An 18,620-nucleotide genomic window follows, 5' to 3' on the forward strand; every position below is an offset into this window, starting at 1 on the left:
GGGCCGCTCCAGCACACGCACACGCACGCGCTCGGCGCTCGCGCGCGTCAGCCCGTTGCAGAGGCGGCGAACTTCGCCGCGGCGCCTACGATGTCGTCTTCGCCGGGAATGACGAGGAACGCAGCACCCGCGAGCGGCGTGTAGGTGTCGACGCCCACCACGCGCTCGACAGGCGTCGAACCCAGGCCGCCTTCGACAAGCGCGGTGATCACGCCCTCGCCGACGCCTGCGCTGCGCCGGCCCTCATCGACGACGATGATCCGTCGTGCGCTCCGCGCCTGCTCGACGATATAGGCGTCGTTGAGCGGCACCAGCCAGCGCAGGTCCACCACGCGCGTCTTCCACCCATGCTGCTGCTCGATACGCCGCGCGGCGCGCAGGCTCATCGGCACGCCGTTGCCGTAGGTCACGATCAGCAGATCGTCGCCTTCGCCATAGACACGGCCCTCGCCGAGCGTCATCGCCTCGCCCGGCGCCGGGAACGGCGTCAACCACAGGCCATCGCCGGGTTGGTAGAGGTCCTTCGCCATGTACAGGGCGATCGGCTCAAGGAAGATGCTGACGCGCCCGTCGACCTTCGACAGCGCCATCAGCGTGCGAAGCATCGTCGCCGCATCGTCACCACGCGACGCGCAGCCCACGATCAGCCCCGGGATGTCGCGGAGCGCGGTGATCGAGTTGTCATTGTGGAAGTGGCCGCCGAAGCCACGCTGGTAGCCCAGTCCCGCCATGCGCACGACCATGGGGTTGCGGAACTGGTCGTTGCTGAAGAACTGCAGGCTCGACGCTTCGCCGCGGATCTGGTCGCCGGCGTTGTGGAAGTATGCGAGGTACTGGATCTCCGGCACAGGAAGCATTCCCATGCTCGCAAAGCCCTGCGCGAGACCGAAGATGGTGGTCTCGTCGAGCAGTGTATTGAACACGCGACGCGGTCCGAACGCCTTGTGCAGCCCCTTGGTCACCGTGTAGACGCCGCCCTTCTGCGCCACGTCCTCGCCGAACAGCAGCGTTTCCGGGTACTTGGCGAACAGGTCGTGCAGCGCGTTGTTGATCTGGATGGCGAGGTGCCGCGGCGCTTGCGTCTCGGGGAGCCGGGTTTCGCTGCCGAATACCGCGAGGCGGCGCTCGGCGTAATCGGTGCGCGTGGCTTCGGCCTGGACCTTCTCGGGCGAGTACGGCGCCAGCGGTGCGATGACGTCCTCCAGCCTTTCAAGCTTGGGACGCCGGTCGGCTTCCTCGGCCGCCGCGAAGCATCGTGCGCGTGTCGCTTCGTACAGGTGCAGCACTTCGTCCTTCGACATCAGCCCCGACTCGAGCGCAATGGCTGCCGACCGCAGCAGCGGATCGCTCGCTTCGACTGCGCACAGCTCCTCGATCGGTCGCCATTCGATCTCGAAGTCGGTGCCGGCATGCCCCATGATCCGCGTCGTCTTGAGGTGCAGGAACGTCGGGCGCCGCGAACGACGACAATTCTCGACGGCGCGCTGCACCTCGACATAGCCCTGCGCGAGGTCGAGGCCGTCGGCGAAGAAATAGTCGAGGCCCGGCATCTGCCGGAAACGGTTCGCGATCCAGCCGGTCGGCGTCTTCACGGAGATGCCTATGCCATTGTCCTCGCAGACGAACAGCACCGGCGCAGGCAGCTTCTGGTAGGCCGTCCACGCCGCCGCGTTGAACGCGGTCTGCGCCGTCGCGTGGTTGGACGAGGCGTCGCCAAAGGAGCAGATCGCGATCGAATCCTCCGGGATCGGAAGCGCATGCCCGATGCGACGCCCGGTCTCGATCGCAATCGCCGTGCCCAGCGCCTTGGGCAGGTGCGACGCGATGGTCGACGTCTGCGGCAACACCCACAACGGCTTGCTGCCCCACACCTTGTGCCGGCCGCCGGAGGCGGGATCATCCTTGCTCGCGGCGAAACTGAGCGCGGAGTCCATCACCGGATCCATGCCCGGCAGCTTGCGGAACCGCTCGGCCATGAAACCGCCGGAACGGTAGTGAAGGAACGCGGGGTCGGTGTGTCGCGTCAGCCGCGCCACCATTGCATTGCCCTCGTGCCCGCTGCTTCCGATCGTGTAGAAGACCTTGTTCTGCACGCGCAGCACTCGCGCCATCAGGTCGAGGTGGCGACTGATCAGCTGCGATTCGAACAGGTCGCGGAATCCCTGCGCATCCAGTGCGCTGCCTTCGAGGATCGATTCGTGCGGTGCCGGCCGCGCATCCGCGCGACCGTCCCAAGCCTTGACGAATTCCGTGAAGTTGACGTCGCAGATCTCGGCGCGGTTGACGCCTTTCATGCGTGCGGGAATGGGATTGGGGACAGCGATGGCCATGCGGAATTCCATGGCAGGCCACGGCCTGCCGTCGGCGATGCGGGAGTCGGATCAGGCGGATTGTGCGATCAGCGCGGCGGCGCGTGGATCAGGGTCGACCATCGGAACGAAGCCGGCCGTGTGGCGCACCCGGTGAAGCCAATCGCGTATCGCGGGATACGCGCCAAGCGAAATGCCGCCGTGCGGGGCGACGTCCGTGTAAGCGAACAGCGCAATGTCGGCGATGCCGTAGTGGCTGCCGGTGAACCATTCGCGTGCCCGCAGGTGTGTTTCCATGACGCGCAACGCGTCGTGCGCGCGCTCGCGAAGCTGCGCCAGGCCAGCGCGGCGCGGCGAATCGGCCGGCGTCCATCCGCAAATGAAGCGCGCCACCGCCACGTAGGGCTCGTGGCTGTATTGCTCGAAGAACATCCAGCTCAGCGCCTGCGCGCGATCCCACGCATCGGTGGGGAGGTAGGCCGTGTCCTGCGCGAGCCAGAACAGGATCGCGTTGGACTCCGCCAGCACGCGCCCGTCGTCGAGCTCCACGAGCGGGACCTTCCCGTTCGCGTTCTTTGCGAGGTAGTCGGGCGTGCGCGTCGCGCCGGTGCTGCTGTCCGTCTCGACCCAGTGGTATGAGCGACCCAGCTGCTCGAGCAGCAGCCGCACCTTGTGGCAATTGCCCGACGGCGAGAAGCCGTAAACCGTGATCACGCCGACGCACTCCGCCGCGCGCGCCATTCCTCTCGCGTCTGGCCCCAGATGTCGATCTGGAACCGGTCGTGCGGCGGCTGGAACACGCCGCGCCCGCGGTTCTGCGCGCCGAGCCGCCTTGCCACGTTCTGCGACGCCGTATTGGCAACGTCGATCGAGTGGATGATGTCCGTCCAGCCGAGGTGGTCGAACGCCCAGTCCATTGCGGCCACGCAGGCCTCGGTGGCGTAGCCCTTGCCCCATGCGTCCGGGTGGAATGCGTAACCGACTTCCGTGCCCGGCCAGCCGGCCGGCTGCCAGGGACCCGCCTGGCCGACGAACTCGCCGCTCGACTTCTCCTCGACGGCGAACATCGCGAAGCCCTGGATCGCCCAGGCGCCCGGCATCTGAAGGAACCGGCGCCAGGCATCGCCGAGCACCAGCGGGCCGCCGATGTGATGCGTCTGCGGCGCGCGGAACATGTCCGCGTAGCGCGCGAAATCATCCTGCCGCCACTGGCGCAGGATCAGTCGCTCGGTCTCGAGCCGCGGGCCGTGATCGGACATCCTCGCTTCCTCCGCAACACCGGGTCTGGAATGCAAATCGGCGACGTTGTAGCCGCCAATCGCGATGACCGGCCCGAAGGCCGGCCGTGCCGGTCAGAACGCGCTGATGCCGGTCAGTTCGCGGCCGACCACGAGTTGGTGGACCGTTTCGGTCCCCTCGTACGTGATCACCGACTCGAGGTTGAGCGCATGCCGGATGGCCGCGTGCTCGGTGGTGATGCCCGCGCCGCCGAGCAGGTCGCGACATTCACGCGCGATGTCGATCGCCATGCGGCAGTTGTTCCACTTCGCCAGCGAGACCTGCGTCGGCTGCATGTGGCCGGCGTCCTTCAGGCGACCGAGCTGGATCACGAGCATCTGCGCCAGCGTGATGCGCCGCGCCATGTCGGCCATCTTGATCTGCGCGCTCTGCGTGGCCGCCACGGGGCGACCGAACAGGATGCGCTCCTTGGTGTAGTCGACGGCTTCGGAGAGGCAGGCGATCGCGGCACCGATCGGCCCCCACGTGATGCCGTAACGCGCCTGGGTCAGGCAGCCGAGCGGCCCCTTCAACCCCTTGACGTTCGGCAGGCGGTTCGCATCAGGAACGCGAACGTTGTCGAAGAACAGCGCGCTGGTGACGGACGCACGCAGTGACATCTTGTGCTTGATCTCCTGCGCCGCGAAGCCCGGCGTGCCCTTTTCGACGATGAAGCCCTGGATGCCGTCGTCGGTCTGGGCCCACACGATCGCGATGTCGGCGAGGTTGCCGTTCGTGATCCACATCTTCGAACCATTGATGACCCAGTCGGCGCCGTCGCGCCTGGCGTTGGTCTTCATGTTGGCCGGGTCGGAGCCGCCGTGGGGCTCCGTCAAGCCGAAACAGCCGATGACCTTGCCCTCGGCCATGCCGGGCAGCCAGCGCTCGCGCTGATCTTCATTGCCGTAGGCGTATATCGGATACATGCACAGCGAGCTCTGCACCGAGACGAAGCTGCGGATGCCGCTGTCGCCCCGCTCGAGTTCCTGGCAGATCAGGCCGTAGCTGACGGCGTTGAGGCCTGCGCAGCCGTATTTGTCCGGCAACGACGAGCCCAACAGGCCGAGCTCCGCGATCTCGGGAACGAGCTCGCGTGGAAAGCGGCCCTGGTCGAATGCGTCACCGATGATCGGGATCACGCGCTCGTCGGTGAATCGCGCCACGGTGTCCTGCACCGCACGTTCTTCTTCGGACAGGAGCGAACGGACGTCGTAGAGGTCGTACGGGTTCAGGGCCATGCGGGCATTGGACGTTCGGGCGGCGGAAGCCGGCCATTGTAGGCGTTCGTCACACTTGCTCGACAGCCCGGCCGACCACCGGCGGATCGCGGGCAACGAAAAGGGCCGGTTTCCCGACCCTCTCCGACCTCACGAGTTCCGTGTTGCCTAGCCGCGGCTGGCGACCGCGGTGCCGGTCACGACGCGACCGCCGACCACCGGGAGCCGCGCGCCCGGGCGCTCGTCCATGCGGACGGTGTGCTCCGCGCCGCCGTAGCGATACGTGACGTCATATCCCACCACCGCGTTGTCAGTACCGACGCGGATGCGGCTGCCCGGACGGCTCTTGAGGCGCTCGGTCCCCACTGTGCCGTCGGGGTTCCGGTAGGTCACCGTGTACGCGACGGTGCGCGAGCTGCGCGACGTGTCGGTGATCGTGTGGCACTGGTGGTCGACGCGATCGACAACGCGACCGCCGATGTGGTTGCGGTCGACGCGATTGCCGATGAAGCCGCCGCCGACCGCGCCCGCGACGGTTGCGAGCTTGCGGCCGTTGCCGGCGCCCACGCGGTTACCGACGAGTCCGCCGACCAGCGCGCCGACGACCGTACCGCCGACGTTGCCGTCGCGCTCCGGGAGCCGCTCCTGCACGACGACGTCGTTGCACACTTCACGCGGCGAACTGGTGGTGCTGGTCTCGCGGACCGGATCGACGCCGATCACGGAGGCGTAGCGCGCGCTCGACTTGCGCACGGCGTTGACGTCCACGACATCGGCGTACTCGACCTGCGGGGTCGCGACGGCGGCGAGCTGCGGTGCAGTCGGCGCAATCCGCGCCTGCAACGAGCTCGACGAATCCAACTGCGTGCCGCCCACTGCCGGCTGCTGCGCGTGCAGTGGCTGGAAGGATGCGGCGGGCGAGTCGTTGCTCATGCTGTGGTACGCCGCTACCGCGACGCCGCCGAGCAGCATGGAACCCAGTGCGACCGCGAGAATGTTCTTGTCCATGAAGCCTCCGCGCCAGTTCGATCTGGCATGGGGCGATTAAAGGGCCATCAACCTGAACCGGCGCAGAGCATCACTGCCAATTCACCCGTCGCATTCAGCCGTGCACACGGCGCGGCAGCCGGCGCGTGCTAGCGTCCATACAGCGAGGTGACCATGATCCGACTCTTCTTTATCCAGCGCTTCATGAAGTGGGCCGAGAGGCTCAGCCATCCCACCCTGTTCAAGATCACGGCCTTCCTGTTCGCGATCGATCTCCTGATCCCGAACGGGCTGCCGTTCGACGACATCCTGCTCGGCCTCGCGACCATGATGTTCGCGAACTGGAAGAAGCGGCCCGCCGCGGGCCGCGTCATACGCGACCCGTAACCATGCTGGTCGACACGCACTCGCACATCGACGTGCCCGAGTTCGATGTCGACCGCGACGCCGTGATCGCGCGCGCCCGCGCTGCGGGCGTGACGCAGCAGGTGGTACCCGCGATCCACGCCGCCGCCTGGCCGGGCCTCCGTGCGACGTGTGCGCGCTACGAGGGCCTGCACGCCGCCTATGGGCTGCACCCCGTCTATCTGGACAGGCATGCCGACGCGGACGTGCAACACCTGCGCGAATGGATCGAACGCGAGCGGCCGGTGGCGGTTGGCGAATGCGGCCTCGACTACTTCATCGACGGCCTCGACCGCCAGCGACAGGGCGAACTGTTCGAACAGCAACTGCTGATCGCCCGGGACTTCGACCTGCCGGTTATCGTCCACGCCCGGCGCGCGGTCGACGCGGTGATCGCGGCGCTTCGACACTTAGGCGGCCTTCGCGGCGTCGTCCACAGTTTTTCCGGCAGCCGCCAGCAGGCCGAGGCCTTGTGGCGCGAGGGCTTCATGCTCGGGCTCGGTGGCCCGGTGACCTACGAACGCGCCAACCGCCTGCGCACCCTCGTCGCGACGATGCCAATCGAGCACCTGCTGCTCGAAACCGATGCCCCGGACCAGCCCGACGCCGAGGCGCGCGGCGCCCGCAACGAACCGGCTCGGCTGGTCAACGTGCTTCGCACGATCGCCGAGCTACGTGGCGAATCGGCTAACGACGTAGCGCGTGCGACCACGCTCAATGCGGGACGGCTGTTCGGCTTCAGGATGCCTGCTTCGTCTTGAGCAGCAGTTCGATCGCCTTGCCCGCCATCGCGAAGGCGAATGCGCCCGTCACGTGCGTGGCCGCGCCGAGCCCGCCGCCGCAGTCGAGCTTGAGACTGCCCTCCCCGCCCGCCTCGCGCATGCCGCACACGCTGCCGTCTGCCTGCGGGTAGCGCACGTTCTCGAGCGAGTAGATAGCGGTGACGCCGAAATACCGGTCGCGATTCCGCGGGAAGTTGAAGTCGGAACGCAGCCTCTTGCGCACCAGGGCGAGCATCGCGTCCTGCTCGGTGCGCGACAGGTCGCGTGCACGCACCAGCGTGGAATCGGTGCGGCCGCCCGCCGAACCGCTGACCACGACGGGCAGCTTGCGTCGGCGGCACCACGCGATGATCTCCACCTTGCTCGCGACGTTGTCGCAGGCGTCGACCACCAGGTCGAAGTCGGCGTCGAGCTGCGTGGCCAGGTTCGTTGCCGTGATGAACGCGGGCACCGGTTCCACGTCCATCAGCGGATTGATGCGTTGGCAGCGCGCAGCCATCGCCGCCACCTTGGCGTGCCCGAACGTGCCTTCCATCGCCGGCAACTGGCGATTGGTGTTGGACACGCAGATGTCGTCCGCGTCGAGCAGTCGAAGATGGCCCACCGCCGAGCGTGCCAGCGCCTCGGCCACCCACGATCCGACGCCGCCAAGACCGACGATCGCGACGCGGCATTTCGACAGGCGCTCGATGCTGCCGGCGCCATAGAGTCGATCGACGCCGGTGAAGCGTTCGGTCCAGATGGGGTCGAGGTAGGACGTCTGCATGGCGGCATTCTAGAGGTGCGCCGCGTGACGACCGGCCGCACGACGGCTGCGTGATAAGGTCTGGCGATCATTCAAATGGAACAGGTCGATGTCCGACGCGAACATTCCGCCGTCCGCTCCTGCCCGCCGTGGAAACGGCTCACGCTACCTGTTCATGGGCCTGCTCGGCCTCGTGGTAGGCGCGGTCGCGACCGTGATGGTGATGCGTGCGCTTCAGCAGCGCGAAGACCCGTACCCGCATTCGCTGATGCATGTCATGGCGGCGCACATGCACGCGCTGAAGGACAACGTCACGCAGAACCGGTGCGCTGCGACCGACGTTCTTCCACACCTGCAGACCGTGCGCGCGCTGGCGAACGACATCGAGCCGGCGTTCAAGGACATGCGCGACGATCCGAAGTTCGCCAAGTACGCGAGCGATTTGCGTGCTGCGATCGACGCGTCGCTGGCGTCTCCTCCGCTGAGCTGCCCGGGCGTCCAGGCCGTTGCGGCGAAGATCGGCCAGGCGTGCGAGGACTGCCACAAGTACACGAACAACTGACCGCACGCGGCACACCGCAGGCTGAATGCCGCTCGCGCGTTTGATTGGACGTTCACCGCGGCCCTCCCAGCATCGGCCCCGCATGGCGACCACCCGGGTCCGCCAGATCGGGAGCTATCCATGAACATCCAGCCGCGTCTTCTCGCCCTTGCCGCCGTATCGGTTATCGGCCTGTCGTCCTGTGCCACTACCGGCTACCCGTCGAACGGATATGCGGGCAGCCCGCCGCCGTACTCCAGCGGCGGCGTCTGCTACGACTGCGGCACCGTGACGCGCATCGAGGCAACGGGTTCCACCGGCGCCCCGCGCAGCGGCGTGACCGGCGCCGTGATCGGCGGACTGGTCGGCGCGGCTGCGGGCCACACGATCGCCAACGATTCAAGCAAGGGCCGCCAGAACGTCGCGACCGTTGGCGGTGCGGCAGCCGGCGCAGCGGCCGGTGCGGCGATCGAACGCAACATGGGCGGTACCACCACCTACAACGTCTACGTCCGGATGGACGACGGCCGCGAGACCGTCGTCTCCCAGAGCGACCTCGGCGGCGTCCGCGAGGGCACCCGTGTCCGCGTGTACAACGGTCGCGTCTGGGTCCGTTAAGCGAACCCGGTCACGCTTCAATCAACGGCCCCGCATGTCGGGGCCGTTTCTTTGTCCGGTTCTCGCAACATTCGACGTTTGTTGCACCGCGGCATGCGGCGAGGTGACTCGCGGGTTAACGTCGCCGGGACCAACCGGTCTCGCCAGCCCCCCGAGGTGACGCAATGAACCGCATGACCCTGCTCGCCGCCGCCGGCATACTTCTGGCCGGCGCGGCACTGAACGCCGCCGACGCCTCGATCCAGACCGCCCGCTTCAACCCGCTGCGCGTCGCGCTGGTCGCTTCTTCGAGCCAGTCGTCGTTCTTGGGCGCGGTGGATGTGGAGATCACCAACACCGGCAACCGCATGTTGCGCATTCCTGCGTGGCAGCTTCCCGCCGAGTACCTGCAGTCGGACCTGTTCACCGTCACCCGTGACGGCCGCGAGGTTGCGTACGAAGGCCCGATGATCAAGCGCGGCCTGCCGCAGGCGGCGGATTTCGTTCTGCTTCGCCCGGGCCAGACCTACCGGACGAGTGTCGATCTCTCGGCGTTCTACGACCTTGCGAAGACCGGCGAGTACACCGTCGCATTCAAGACGCCGCTGCAGCACGCGTCGCTCGAAGGCGGCCAGATGCTGATGACACCCAACGGCCTGCCGATGGTTGCGCAGAGTGCCGCGCTCAAGCTGTGGGTGGACGGCACGGACCAACTGGGTGGCACGCAGACGCTCGCCGCGCGCTCCAAGCCGAGCTCGGGCGGGACCGTCGTCAACGGCGTTTCGTTCAAGAGCTGTTCCACCACGCAGATCAACACGGCCGGGAACGCCGTCAATGCGGCGCGCACCTACTCCGAGAACGCGAAGGGCTACCTCAACGGTGGCGCGGTCGGCGCGCGGTACACCACGTGGTTCGGCGCTTACACGTCGACGCGGTATTCGACGGCGCGACAGCACTTCGTGAGCATCGATTCGGCGATCGACCAGAGCGGTGGCCAGGTCACGATCAATTGCGGCTGCAACCACAGCTACTACGCGTACGTCTATCCGACCCGGCCGTACGAGATCTTCGTATGCAAGGCGTTCTGGTCGGCGCCGCTGACGGGCACCGATTCCAAGGGCGGCACGCTGATCCACGAGATGAGCCACTTCAACGTCACGGCCGGGACGAGCGACCACGTCTACGGCCAGAGCGCTGCAACGAACCTCGCTGCGTCCAACCCGGACCAGGCGCTCGACAACGCCGACAACCACGAGTACTTCGCAGAGAACAATCCCGCGCAGAACTGAGGCGTCGGTTGCAACACGAGAAGCCCGGCACCCGCCGGGCTTCGTCGTTTCCGGTCGCTGTCGCGCCGGTTGGTCCAGAATCGCGGCCAATCCATCGAGAGCCACCCGTGCCCGACCTCAGCGCCCTCTGGTCCATCCTTGCCGTCATCCTGGTCATCGCCGGGATCGCGGGCACCGTGCTTCCCGCGCTTCCGGGCATACCCCTGGTGTTCGGCGGGCTTCTGCTCGCGGCATGGGCGGACGGCTTCCACCACGTCGGCGGGTGGACGCTGGGCGTGCTCGCGGTGCTGACACTCGCGTCGTTCGCGATCGACCTGCTCGCCACCGCGATGGGCGCGAAGCGCGTGGGTGCGAGCCGACTCGCGTTGCTGGGCGCCACGATCGGCGCGATCGCGGGCGTCTTCTTCGGGTTCATCGGCATCTTCATCGGCCCGTTCGTGGGCGCGGTGCTCGGCGAGCTCGCACACCGCCGGAACCTGCGCGGTGCCGACATGGGCCATGCCGCGCGCGTCGGCGTCGGCACGTGGACCGGTCTCTTGCTCGGAACCGTTCTGAAGATGGTGCTTGCGTTCGCGATGCTGGGGCTGTTCGCCGTGGTCTGGATGGCACACCGTGGCGCCTGAATCCGGCTTCACGCCCGCTTGCGCTACAGCCGCTCACAGTCGCTCGCGATGAAATTCCGACCGAACTGGAGCCGCCGCCGGATGATCTGGACTATCGCCCTGACGGCGTTGGCCACGCTGCTGCTCGTGGTGATCGCGATGAACTTCGCGACGCCGGAGAAGAAGCTCGAGACGCGAGTCACCCACCGCTACGACAGCACCGATCCGCAATTCCTGCGCGAGATGGGGGTAATGCTCGGGCCGTCGATCCTGCCGGGCAACAAGGTCACCGTGCTGGTGGACGGCGACCAGATCTTCCCGGCCATGCTCGAGGCGATCCGCGGCGCGAAGAAGACGGTCACCTTCGAGTCCTACATCTGGTGGGCAGGCGAGATCGCCACGAAGTTCAGCGATGCCCTGTGCGAGCGCGCCAAGGCGGGTATCCCGGTCACCGTGACGGTCGACTGGGCCGGCAGCATCAAGATGGACAGCTCGACGCTCGACGAGATGAAGAAGTGCGGCGTCAACATCGAGCTGTATCGACCGCTGCACTGGTACAACCTCGGCCGCCTGAACAACCGAACGCACCGCAAGCTCCTGGTCGTGGACGGCCAGATCGGCTTCACCGGCGGCGTCGGCGTCGGCGATTCGTGGCTCGGTCACGCACAGGATCCCGACCATTGGCACGACCTGCACTTCCGGATCGAGGGTCCGGTGGTCGCGCAGATCCAGGCGGCGTTCAACGACAACTGGATCAAGACGACCGGCCGCGTACTCAACGGCGACGCTTACTTCCCGCAGATTCCGCCTGCAGGCGACATGCGGGCGCACATGTTCATCTCCTCGCCCGCAGGCGGCAGCGAGAGCATGCACCTCATGTTCCTGATGGCCATTGCGTCGGCGAAGAGCACCATCGACGTCGAGGCGGCCTACTTCATCCCCGATCCGTTGCTCCGCGACGCCCTTATGGCGGCGCGCCGGCGCGGCGTGATGGTGCGGCTGTTGTTGCCGGGCCCGCATCTGGATTCGGAAACGGTCAAGATCGCGACGAAGAAGGAATGGGGCCCGCTGCTCGCCGCGGGCGCCGAGATCCACCTCTACCAGCCCACGATGCTGCACGTGAAGCTGATGATCGTCGACCGCTACATGGTGTCGGTGGGGTCGACCAACCTCGACCAGCGCTCGTTCCAGTTGAACGACGAAGCCAGCCTCAACGTCTATGACCACGCCTTCGCCGAGCAGATGACCGCGTTGTTTGAACGCGACCTGTTGAAGACCCGGCCCTACACCTTCGCGATGTGGTCCGCGCGACCGTGGAAGGAACGGATGTCGGAGAAGTTCCTGCTTCCCATCAAGTCCCAGCTCTGAACCGGATGGGTACGGAGCGGATGAAGCGGGTGGCACGCGGGCTGTTCGTCCTCTGCGTCCTGCTGCTTCCCATCGTCGCGGGCGCGCAGGGGCAGGCGTGGATCGCGCAGGCGGCCGCAGTCCGCGCAGGTGCGCCCGCGCCGGGCCCGAACGACACACAGCTCGCCCGGACGGTGGCGGCACGCCTGCATGCGGTGCCGGGATTCGGCGCCGTTACGGTCACGTCGGCCGCCGGCGTCGTGCGGCTTGAAGGCTCCGTCAGCGATTCCACCGATCGTGCGCATGCCGAGCAGATCGCGGTGCAGCAGCCAGGCGTCGGCGCCGTCGACGACCGGCTTCAGATCCCCGGCGGCGTGGTGACGCGGCTGCACCTCGCGCTGTCGCAGGTGTACGGCAAGCTGATCGGGCTCGTCGCGCGGCTGCCGCTCCTGCTGGTCGCTGTGATCATCGTGCTGCTGTCGTGGTGGGTCGGTCGGACGATCAGCCGCCGCATCCACCTGTCGCGTTTCAGCGCGCACAACCCGTACATCGATTCGCTAGTGGCACGGCTCGTGAACTGGCTGGTCCTGTTGCTGGGCATCCTGATCGCGCTCGACCTGCTCGACGCCACGGCGATCGTCGGTGCCCTGCTCGGCTCGGCAGGCGTCGTCGGGCTCGCGATCGGCTTCGCCTTCCGCGACATCGCCGAGAACTACGTGGCCGGCATCCTGCTGAGCCTGCGTCGCGGCTTCTCGCCGGGTGACCACATCCTGGTCGACCGATACGAGGGCAAGGTGGTGGCGCTTACGTCGCGCTCGACGATCCTCATGACGTTCGATGGCGTGCAGGTCGCGGTGCCGAACGCCATCGTGTTCAAGTCGGTGGTGACGAACTACACGCAGAACCCGACCCGGCGCTTCGAGTTCACGATGGTCATCGACGTCGCCGAATCGATCCGCGAAGCACAGGAAGCCGCGTTGGCGCAGCTGAGCCAGGTGGACGGCGTGCTTGCCGACCCCGCGCCCTCCTGGCTGGTCGATGGCTACATGGCCGGCGGTATCCAGCTGAAGTTCCAGGCCTGGGTGAACCAGCGCGAGAGCGACCATCGCAAGGTGCGCAGCGAAGCAATCCGTGCCGTGAAGCTCGCCTTCGAAAAGGCCGAGATCGACGGGCCGCGGCCGGTCCAGTACATGCTCACCGCGCCGTTGCCGCCAAGCATGGCGCGTCGCTTCGGCATGGAACTCCCCACGCCCGAACCGACCGAGCCGGAGGGCTGCGGCGATACGTCGGTCAATCACGACATCGACGCGCAGGTCGTCGAGCAGCGCGCGGTGCACGACTCGGAGAACCTGATCTAGGCGCACCGCTCGCAATGCCTGCGACGGAGCGCGCGCAATCTGCCATCAAGGAGGACGGCCATGAAGCTACGACGCATTCTTTCGCTCGACGGTGGCGGTATCCGCGGCCTGGTCACGTGCCGATGGCTCGGTGCGGTGGACAGCTCGTTGGCGGCGGCCGGAAAGGCGCATATCCCGGGCAGTTTCGACCTGATCGCGGGCAGCTCGACCGGCGGCCTGATCGCCTGTGGCCTCGCGCTCGGCCATCCGCCGGACGCACTCGCCGACCTCTATCGCACGCGGCGCCATGACATCTTCCCTGGCATGGCGCGCCGCCTGTGGTCGCGAGCAACGCGGCTGCTGAGCGACGGGCCGTCGGCGCCCCGCTACGACGGGCGTGGCCTCGAGGCGGTGCTGGCCGACGTCTTCGGCGACGCCCGGCTCGGCGACTGCCGCGTTCCGACGCTTGTGCCGAGCTACGACGTGATCAGCCGGAAGCCGGTGATGTTCAAGAGCTTCAAGCCCGAGCACGCCGACCTGCGCGTGCGCGACGTCTGCCGGGCCACTACGGCGGCGCCCACCTACTTCCCCGCGCATCCGTTGCGCGTCGAAGGCCGCGACTGCGCCCTGATCGATGGCGGCGTGGTCGCGAACAATCCGACGGCGTGTGCAATCGCGGAAGCCCTGCGCAAGGACGAGACGGTGACAGGCACGCGCGACCTCGTCGTGGTGTCCGTCGGAAGCGGCGAACGCACGCGTCCGATCGACCTGCGCTCGGCGCGCGAATGGGGCGCTTTGGAATGGGCCATTCCCATCATCGACGTGCTGTTCGACGGCAACGCGGAGTCCGTCGACTACATCGCGCAGCACATCGTCGGCGATGCCTACTTCCGCCTGCAGGCTGCGCTCACGACCGGACTGGACGACCTGGACGACGTGAGCGACACCAACATCGCGGCGCTGGAGACGCTGGCGCAGTCGTACTCGCGCCTGCCCGCGACCCAACAGGCGCTGGCGGCATTGGCGCGACAGCTGTGAACCACGCGACCGCCCGCTGCGATTGACCGCGCCGCCAGCAGGCTGCGGCGCGGACCGAATCAACGTTGTCAGCTAATCCGTCGCGCTGCGATCGCCGGTCAGACCGTTTCGACGACCACCGGAATCTTCCCGATCCGCGCCTGCCACTCGCGCGGACCCGTCGTATGCACGGACGTCCCGTTCGAATCCACCGCGACGGTGACCGGCATGTCCTGCACGGTGAACTCGTAGATCGCTTCCATGCCGAGATCTTCGAACGCGACGACGCGCGAGGCCTTGATCGCCTTCGACACGAGGTAGGCCGCGCCGCCGACGGCCATCAGGTAGGCCGACTTGTGCTTGCGGATCGCCTCGATCGCCACGGGTCCGCGCTCGGCCTTGCCGACCATGCCGAACAGCCCGGTTTCGCTGAGCACCTGTTCGGTGAACTTGTCCATGCGCGTTGCCGTGGTCGGACCCGCGGGGCCGACGACCTCGTCGCGCACCGGATCGACCGGACCGACGTAGTAGATGAATCGACCCGCGAGGCTCACCGGCAGCGTCTCGCCGCGATTGAGCATGTCGACCATGCGCTTGTGGGCGGCATCCCGGCCGGTGAGCAGCTTGCCGTTGAGCAGCAGCACTTCGCCGGGTTTCCAGCCCGCGACTTCTTCACGAGTCACGGTGTCGAGATCGACCCGGCGTCCGGCCGACGCGTCGTAAGTCAGCTTCGGCCAGTCCTCCAGCGACGGCGGATCCAGCTGCACCGGGCCCGATCCGTCGAGCGTGAAATGTGCATGCCGCGTCGCGGCGCAGTTGGGGATGATCGCCACCGGCAGGTTCGCCGCGTGGGTCGGGTAATCCTTGATCTTGACGTCGAGCACGGTGGTGAGGCCGCCGAGGCCCTGCGCACCGATGCCAAGCGCGTTGACCTTGTCGTAGAGCTCCAGGCGCAGCTCCTCGACGCGGTTGGACGGGCCGCGCGCCACGAGATCCTGGATGTCGACGGGCTCCATCAGCACTTCCTTCGCCAGCTGCATCGCCTTCTCGGCGGTGCCGCCGATGCCGATGCCGAGCATGCCCGGCGGGCACCAGCCCGCACCCATGGTCGGCACGGTCTTGAGCACCCAGTCGACGATCGAGTCGGACGGGTTGAGCATCGCGAACTTGCTCTTCGCCTCCGAACCGCCACCTTTCGCCGCCACGGTGACATGCACGGTATTGCCGGGCACGAGCTTCGTGTGGATGACGGCCGGGGTGTTGTCGCGCGTGTTGGTGCGCTTTCCCGCGGGGTCGGCGAGAACGCTGGCGCGCAGCACGTTGTCGGGATCGAGGTACGCGCGCCGCACGCCCTCGTTGACCATGTCCTCGACGCTCATCGTGGCGCCGTCCCAGCGCACGTCCATGCCGACGTCGAGGAACACGGTGACGATGCCGGTGTCCTGGCAGATCGGCCGACGCCCTTCGGCGCACATGCGCGAGTTGATGAGGATCTGCGCCATGGCGTCGCGCGCGGCCGGTGACTGCTCGCGCTCGTACGCGGCGGTGAGCGCCTTGATGTAGTCGACCGGGTGGTAGTAGCTGATGTACTGCAGCGCGTCGGCGACGGACTGGATCAGGTCGTCCTGGCGGACGGCGACGGGCGTGGACGGCGCATACGGAACGGATGGGGACACGGCGGTCGTCGATGACGGAAAGTCCGCCATTTTACCGCCCTGCACGGCTGCGTCAGGCGCGCCTGGCCACCGGGCCTACGCCCGCGCCGCCCAGCAGCGCGCCAACGGCGGTCGATGCGAGCGGTGGGCTGAACAGCGTGCCCTGCAGGCCGGTACAGCCCCAACGCATCAGCAGTTCGCGATGCGCGTCGGACTCGACGCCCTTGGCGATCACCTGGCAACCCAGCGCGGCGCCGGTGCGGCAGACGGCTTCGGCGATGCGTCGTGCGCGCTCGTCGTCGGACAATGCCTCGACGACGGCGATGTCGAGCTTGAGCGCGTCGAAGCCGAAATCGATGAGCTGCGACGTGCTGGCCTGACTGGTCGCGACGTCGTCCACCGCGACCTTGACCCCGAGCGCGCGCAGGTCGGCGACGAGCGCCCGCGCCGGCTCGCCGAGCACGAAAAGCTGTTCGCCGCGGAATTCGATCTCCAGCCAGCGCGGCTCCAGCGTAGCGGCGGCAAGCGCGGCGTCCACCTGCGCCAGCAGGCGCGCGGGATCGAAACGCGCAAGGGAAATGTTCACCGACAGCGGTAACGGCGGCAGCCCCGCCTGTTGCCAGGCCGCGTTCTGGCGACAGGCCTTGCCCAGCACCCACTCGTCGATCTGGAGCATCAGCCCGGTTTCCTCGGCCACCGCGAGGAACATTTCCGGCAGCAGCACGGTGCCGTCCATGCGACGCCAGCGCAGCAGTGCTTCGACCGAGGTGAACCGGCCCGTGCGCGCGTCCACCACCGGCTGGTAATCGATGACGAAGTCGTCTGCGGCAAGCGCCAGGCGCAGGTCGTTCTCGGTGCGCATGCGCGCGTCGGCGCGCTCGCCCATCAGGTCGGTGAAATAGCTGTACCGCCCGCGTCCGGTTTCCTTGACGTGGTACAGCGCGGTGTCGGCCTGTTTCATCAGCGTTTGCGCATCGCGCGCGTCCTGCGGGAACAGAGATATCCCGACGCTGGCGCCGACGCGCAACTCGTGGCCTTCGTGCAGGATCGGCTCCTGCACGGAGCGGATGAGCTTTTCGGCCACGCGCGCGGCATCTCGCGGATCGGCGAGGCGCTGGAGCAGCAGCACGAACTCGTCGCCGCCCTGGCGGCTCACGGTGTCGTCGTCGCGCACGCATGCCCGCAGCCGTTGCGCGACTTCCTGCAGCACCTTGTCGCCAACCGGATGCCCCAACGTGTCGTTGATCGGCTTGAAGCGGTCGAGGTCGATGTAGAGCACCGCGCCGCGGTTTCCCCGCGCGACCGTCGCCAGCGCCTGCGTCAGGCGGTCCTGGAACAGCACGCGGTTGGGCAGTTCGGTGAGCGAATCATGCTGCGCCATGTGGGCGAGCGCTTGCGCCTCTTCGCGCGCGGCGGTGACGTCCCGCAGCAAGAGCACTGCACCGGCGATCTTGCCGGCGACGTCGCGCAACGGCGAAGCGGACTCTTCGATCGCGCGCCTCTCGCCATCGCGCCGCACCAGGTCGCGGCCGCCTTCGAGCCGCGCGGCGCGGCCTTGTTGCAGCACGCCATGCAGCACCGATGCGCGCGCCTCGCCGGAGTCGCGGTCAACGAGTTGCAGGATGTCGTTCACCGCATTACCGACTGCGTCCTCGCGCGGCCATCCGGTGAGCGCCGTGGCGGCCGGATTGAAGGCGGTCACGACGCCGGCGATGTCGACCACCACCAATGCATCGCTGATCGAATCGAGCGTCGCCTGCGCCTGCTCGCGCGCGGCGAGCGCGGCGGCTTCGAGTGCGCGATCACGGCTCAGGTCGCGGAGCGTCACCACCGAGCGACCGCCGTGCTCGCCGGGCATCGATCCCAGGCGCAGCTCGACCGGGAAGGTGCTGCCATCGCGACGACGTGCGCGCAGCCCGCGGGCGTCCGGGGTCTCGCCCTGTTCGTTCAACCACGCGGCCAGCGGCGTGCCGACCAGTTCGGTCGCGGACGCCGCGAACATCGCTTCGGCCGGCGCGTTGTGCAGCTGGATGCGGCTGTCCTCGTCGAGCACGAGTGTCGGCTCGGGGGACGCGTTCACCATCGCGCGCAGGTCGCGTTCGCCCTGGCGCATCCACGTGATGTCGTCGGCCAGGAGGTGGAAGCCGGCGATTGCACCGTCGAGCCCGAAATACGGCTCCAGGCGCACGTCGAGCAGCCGCTCGGCGCGTTCGGCCTGCAGCTGCTGCGATGCACCGGCCATGGCGCGCGCGGCGCTCGTCGCTATTTGCGTGGCGAACGGGTGTCCGAGCGCTTCGGACAGCAGCGTGCCCGCGACGCCTTCGCGCGCCACGCCTGCCCAGCGCAGGTAGGCGTCATTGGCGTGGCGATGGCGGAACTCACGATCGAACGTGGCGACGAGGCCCGGGCTCTTTTCCGCGAGGGTGAGCAGATGGCCGGTGGCGGCACGCAATCGCGCGCGCACGCGGTCGCGCTGGTGCGCGAGCAGGCTGCCGAGCAGCGCGGTCGCGAG

Annotated in this window: 17 protein-coding genes; 9 read left to right on the top strand and 8 right to left on the bottom strand. The window is 67.7% G+C overall.

Annotated features, from left to right (window positions below; all coding sequences use genetic code 11):
• Positions 1-47 precede the first annotated feature (47 nt).
• The 5 genes from FW784_RS06280 to FW784_RS06300 all read right to left on the bottom strand — a co-directional run bounded on the left by FW784_RS06280 (position 48) and on the right by FW784_RS06300 (position 5,812).
• Positions 48-2,330, bottom strand: a complete 2,283-nt coding sequence (locus tag FW784_RS06280; RefSeq protein ID WP_187770703.1) for a thiamine pyrophosphate-dependent enzyme — start codon at positions 2,328-2,330, stop codon at positions 48-50.
• A 51-nt stretch (positions 2,331-2,381) separates the two neighbouring features.
• Positions 2,382-3,020 carry a glutathione S-transferase family protein gene (locus FW784_RS06285; protein ID WP_235893598.1) on the bottom strand — a complete coding sequence of 213 codons (639 nt, stop codon included), beginning with the start codon at positions 3,018-3,020 and terminating at the stop codon, positions 2,382-2,384.
• A complete protein-coding gene (locus FW784_RS06290) occupies positions 3,020-3,568 on the bottom strand; it encodes a GNAT family N-acetyltransferase (RefSeq protein ID WP_149352504.1) in 549 nt (182 codons plus the stop codon). Before FW784_RS06290 ends, FW784_RS06285 begins: the two co-directional genes overlap by 1 nt.
• 93 nt (positions 3,569-3,661) lie before the next feature.
• Positions 3,662-4,825, bottom strand: a complete 1,164-nt coding sequence (locus FW784_RS06295) for an acyl-CoA dehydrogenase family protein (RefSeq protein ID WP_149352505.1) — start codon at positions 4,823-4,825, stop codon at positions 3,662-3,664.
• Between the two features lie 147 nt (positions 4,826-4,972).
• Complete coding sequence (locus tag FW784_RS06300) at positions 4,973-5,812, bottom strand: glycine zipper 2TM domain-containing protein (RefSeq protein WP_149352506.1); 840 nt, start codon at positions 5,810-5,812, stop codon at positions 4,973-4,975.
• Positions 5,813-5,965: 153 nt separating this feature from the next.
• Here FW784_RS06300 and FW784_RS06305 point away from each other — a divergent pair, with 153 nt between their 5' ends.
• Entirely contained in the window at positions 5,966-6,178 is a 213-nt protein-coding gene (locus tag FW784_RS06305; protein WP_149352507.1) for a DUF6116 family protein, read from the top strand.
• Positions 6,179-6,180: 2 nt separating this feature from the next.
• Positions 6,181-6,957, top strand: coding sequence for a TatD family hydrolase (locus FW784_RS06310; RefSeq protein ID WP_149352508.1), 777 nt, complete (start codon positions 6,181-6,183; stop codon positions 6,955-6,957).
• Here FW784_RS06310 and FW784_RS06315 read toward each other — a convergent pair.
• The gene (locus FW784_RS06315) at positions 6,935-7,744 is read right to left on the bottom strand and encodes a tRNA threonylcarbamoyladenosine dehydratase (RefSeq protein ID WP_149352509.1); all 810 of its coding nucleotides are present in this window, start codon (positions 7,742-7,744) and stop codon (positions 6,935-6,937) included. The genes FW784_RS06310 and FW784_RS06315 overlap by 23 nt on opposite strands.
• An 88-nt stretch (positions 7,745-7,832) precedes the next feature.
• Between FW784_RS06315 and FW784_RS06320 the strand changes: the two genes are divergently transcribed.
• The 7 genes from FW784_RS06320 (at position 7,833) to FW784_RS06350 (ending at position 14,474) form a co-directional block, all read left to right on the top strand.
• The gene (locus FW784_RS06320; protein WP_149352510.1) at positions 7,833-8,285 is read left to right on the top strand and encodes a hypothetical protein; all 453 of its coding nucleotides are present in this window, start codon (positions 7,833-7,835) and stop codon (positions 8,283-8,285) included.
• 120 nt (positions 8,286-8,405) lie between these two features.
• Complete coding sequence (locus FW784_RS06325) at positions 8,406-8,882, top strand: glycine zipper 2TM domain-containing protein (protein WP_149352511.1); 477 nt, start codon at positions 8,406-8,408, stop codon at positions 8,880-8,882.
• Between the two features lie 164 nt (positions 8,883-9,046).
• Positions 9,047-10,150: a M35 family metalloendopeptidase gene (locus FW784_RS06330; protein WP_149352512.1), complete on the top strand. Its 1,104-nt coding sequence runs from the start codon at positions 9,047-9,049 to the stop codon at positions 10,148-10,150.
• Between the two features lie 107 nt (positions 10,151-10,257).
• Entirely contained in the window at positions 10,258-10,773 is a 516-nt protein-coding gene (locus FW784_RS06335; protein ID WP_149352513.1) for a DUF456 domain-containing protein, read from the top strand.
• Positions 10,774-10,854: 81 nt separating this feature from the next.
• Positions 10,855-12,120 (top strand): phospholipase D-like domain-containing protein, encoded by a 1,266-nt coding sequence (locus tag FW784_RS06340; RefSeq protein ID WP_149352514.1) that lies wholly within the window; start codon positions 10,855-10,857, stop codon positions 12,118-12,120.
• A gap of 20 nt (positions 12,121-12,140) precedes the next feature.
• Positions 12,141-13,457, top strand: coding sequence for a mechanosensitive ion channel family protein (locus FW784_RS06345; protein WP_187770704.1), 1,317 nt, complete (start codon positions 12,141-12,143; stop codon positions 13,455-13,457).
• 60 nt (positions 13,458-13,517) lie between these two features.
• Entirely contained in the window at positions 13,518-14,474 is a 957-nt protein-coding gene (locus tag FW784_RS06350) for a CBASS cGAMP-activated phospholipase (protein WP_149352516.1), read from the top strand.
• Between the two features lie 98 nt (positions 14,475-14,572).
• On the opposite strand, the gene FW784_RS06355 is transcribed toward FW784_RS06350, so the two are convergent.
• Together FW784_RS06355 and FW784_RS06360 are read right to left on the bottom strand one after the other, a co-directional pair.
• Positions 14,573-16,129, bottom strand: a complete 1,557-nt coding sequence (locus FW784_RS06355; RefSeq protein WP_235893597.1) for a fumarate hydratase — start codon at positions 16,127-16,129, stop codon at positions 14,573-14,575.
• Positions 16,130-16,181: 52 nt separating this feature from the next.
• A partial coding sequence (locus tag FW784_RS06360) for a sensor domain-containing protein (RefSeq protein WP_149352518.1) occupies positions 16,182-18,620 on the bottom strand: 2,439 nt, incomplete at its 5' end.

The sequence above is a fragment of the Cognatilysobacter lacus genome (assembly GCF_008274655.1).
Lineage (GTDB): Bacteria > Pseudomonadota > Gammaproteobacteria > Xanthomonadales > Xanthomonadaceae > Cognatilysobacter > Cognatilysobacter lacus.

What these genes read in the sequence shown, in the direction of transcription:
- FW784_RS06320 (WP_149352510.1), top strand. Translation starts at nt 7,833, where the DNA reads ATGTCCGACGCGAACATTCCGCCGTCCGCTCCTGCCCGCCGTGGAAAC.
- FW784_RS06315 (WP_149352509.1), bottom strand. Translation starts at nt 7,744, where the DNA reads ATGCAGACGTCCTACCTCGACCCCATCTGGACCGAACGCTTCACCGGC.
- FW784_RS06345 (WP_187770704.1), top strand. Translation starts at nt 12,141, where the DNA reads ATGAAGCGGGTGGCACGCGGGCTGTTCGTCCTCTGCGTCCTGCTGCTT.
- FW784_RS06295 (WP_149352505.1), bottom strand. Translation starts at nt 4,825, where the DNA reads ATGGCCCTGAACCCGTACGACCTCTACGACGTCCGTTCGCTCCTGTCC.
- FW784_RS06300 (WP_149352506.1), bottom strand. Translation starts at nt 5,812, where the DNA reads ATGGACAAGAACATTCTCGCGGTCGCACTGGGTTCCATGCTGCTCGGC.
- FW784_RS06325 (WP_149352511.1), top strand. Translation starts at nt 8,406, where the DNA reads ATGAACATCCAGCCGCGTCTTCTCGCCCTTGCCGCCGTATCGGTTATC.
- FW784_RS06280 (WP_187770703.1), bottom strand. Translation starts at nt 2,330, where the DNA reads ATGGCCATCGCTGTCCCCAATCCCATTCCCGCACGCATGAAAGGCGTC.
- FW784_RS06290 (WP_149352504.1), bottom strand. Translation starts at nt 3,568, where the DNA reads ATGTCCGATCACGGCCCGCGGCTCGAGACCGAGCGACTGATCCTGCGC.
- FW784_RS06305 (WP_149352507.1), top strand. Translation starts at nt 5,966, where the DNA reads ATGATCCGACTCTTCTTTATCCAGCGCTTCATGAAGTGGGCCGAGAGG.
- FW784_RS06340 (WP_149352514.1), top strand. Translation starts at nt 10,855, where the DNA reads ATGATCTGGACTATCGCCCTGACGGCGTTGGCCACGCTGCTGCTCGTG.
- FW784_RS06350 (WP_149352516.1), top strand. Translation starts at nt 13,518, where the DNA reads ATGAAGCTACGACGCATTCTTTCGCTCGACGGTGGCGGTATCCGCGGC.
- FW784_RS06310 (WP_149352508.1), top strand. Translation starts at nt 6,181, where the DNA reads ATGCTGGTCGACACGCACTCGCACATCGACGTGCCCGAGTTCGATGTC.
- FW784_RS06330 (WP_149352512.1), top strand. Translation starts at nt 9,047, where the DNA reads ATGAACCGCATGACCCTGCTCGCCGCCGCCGGCATACTTCTGGCCGGC.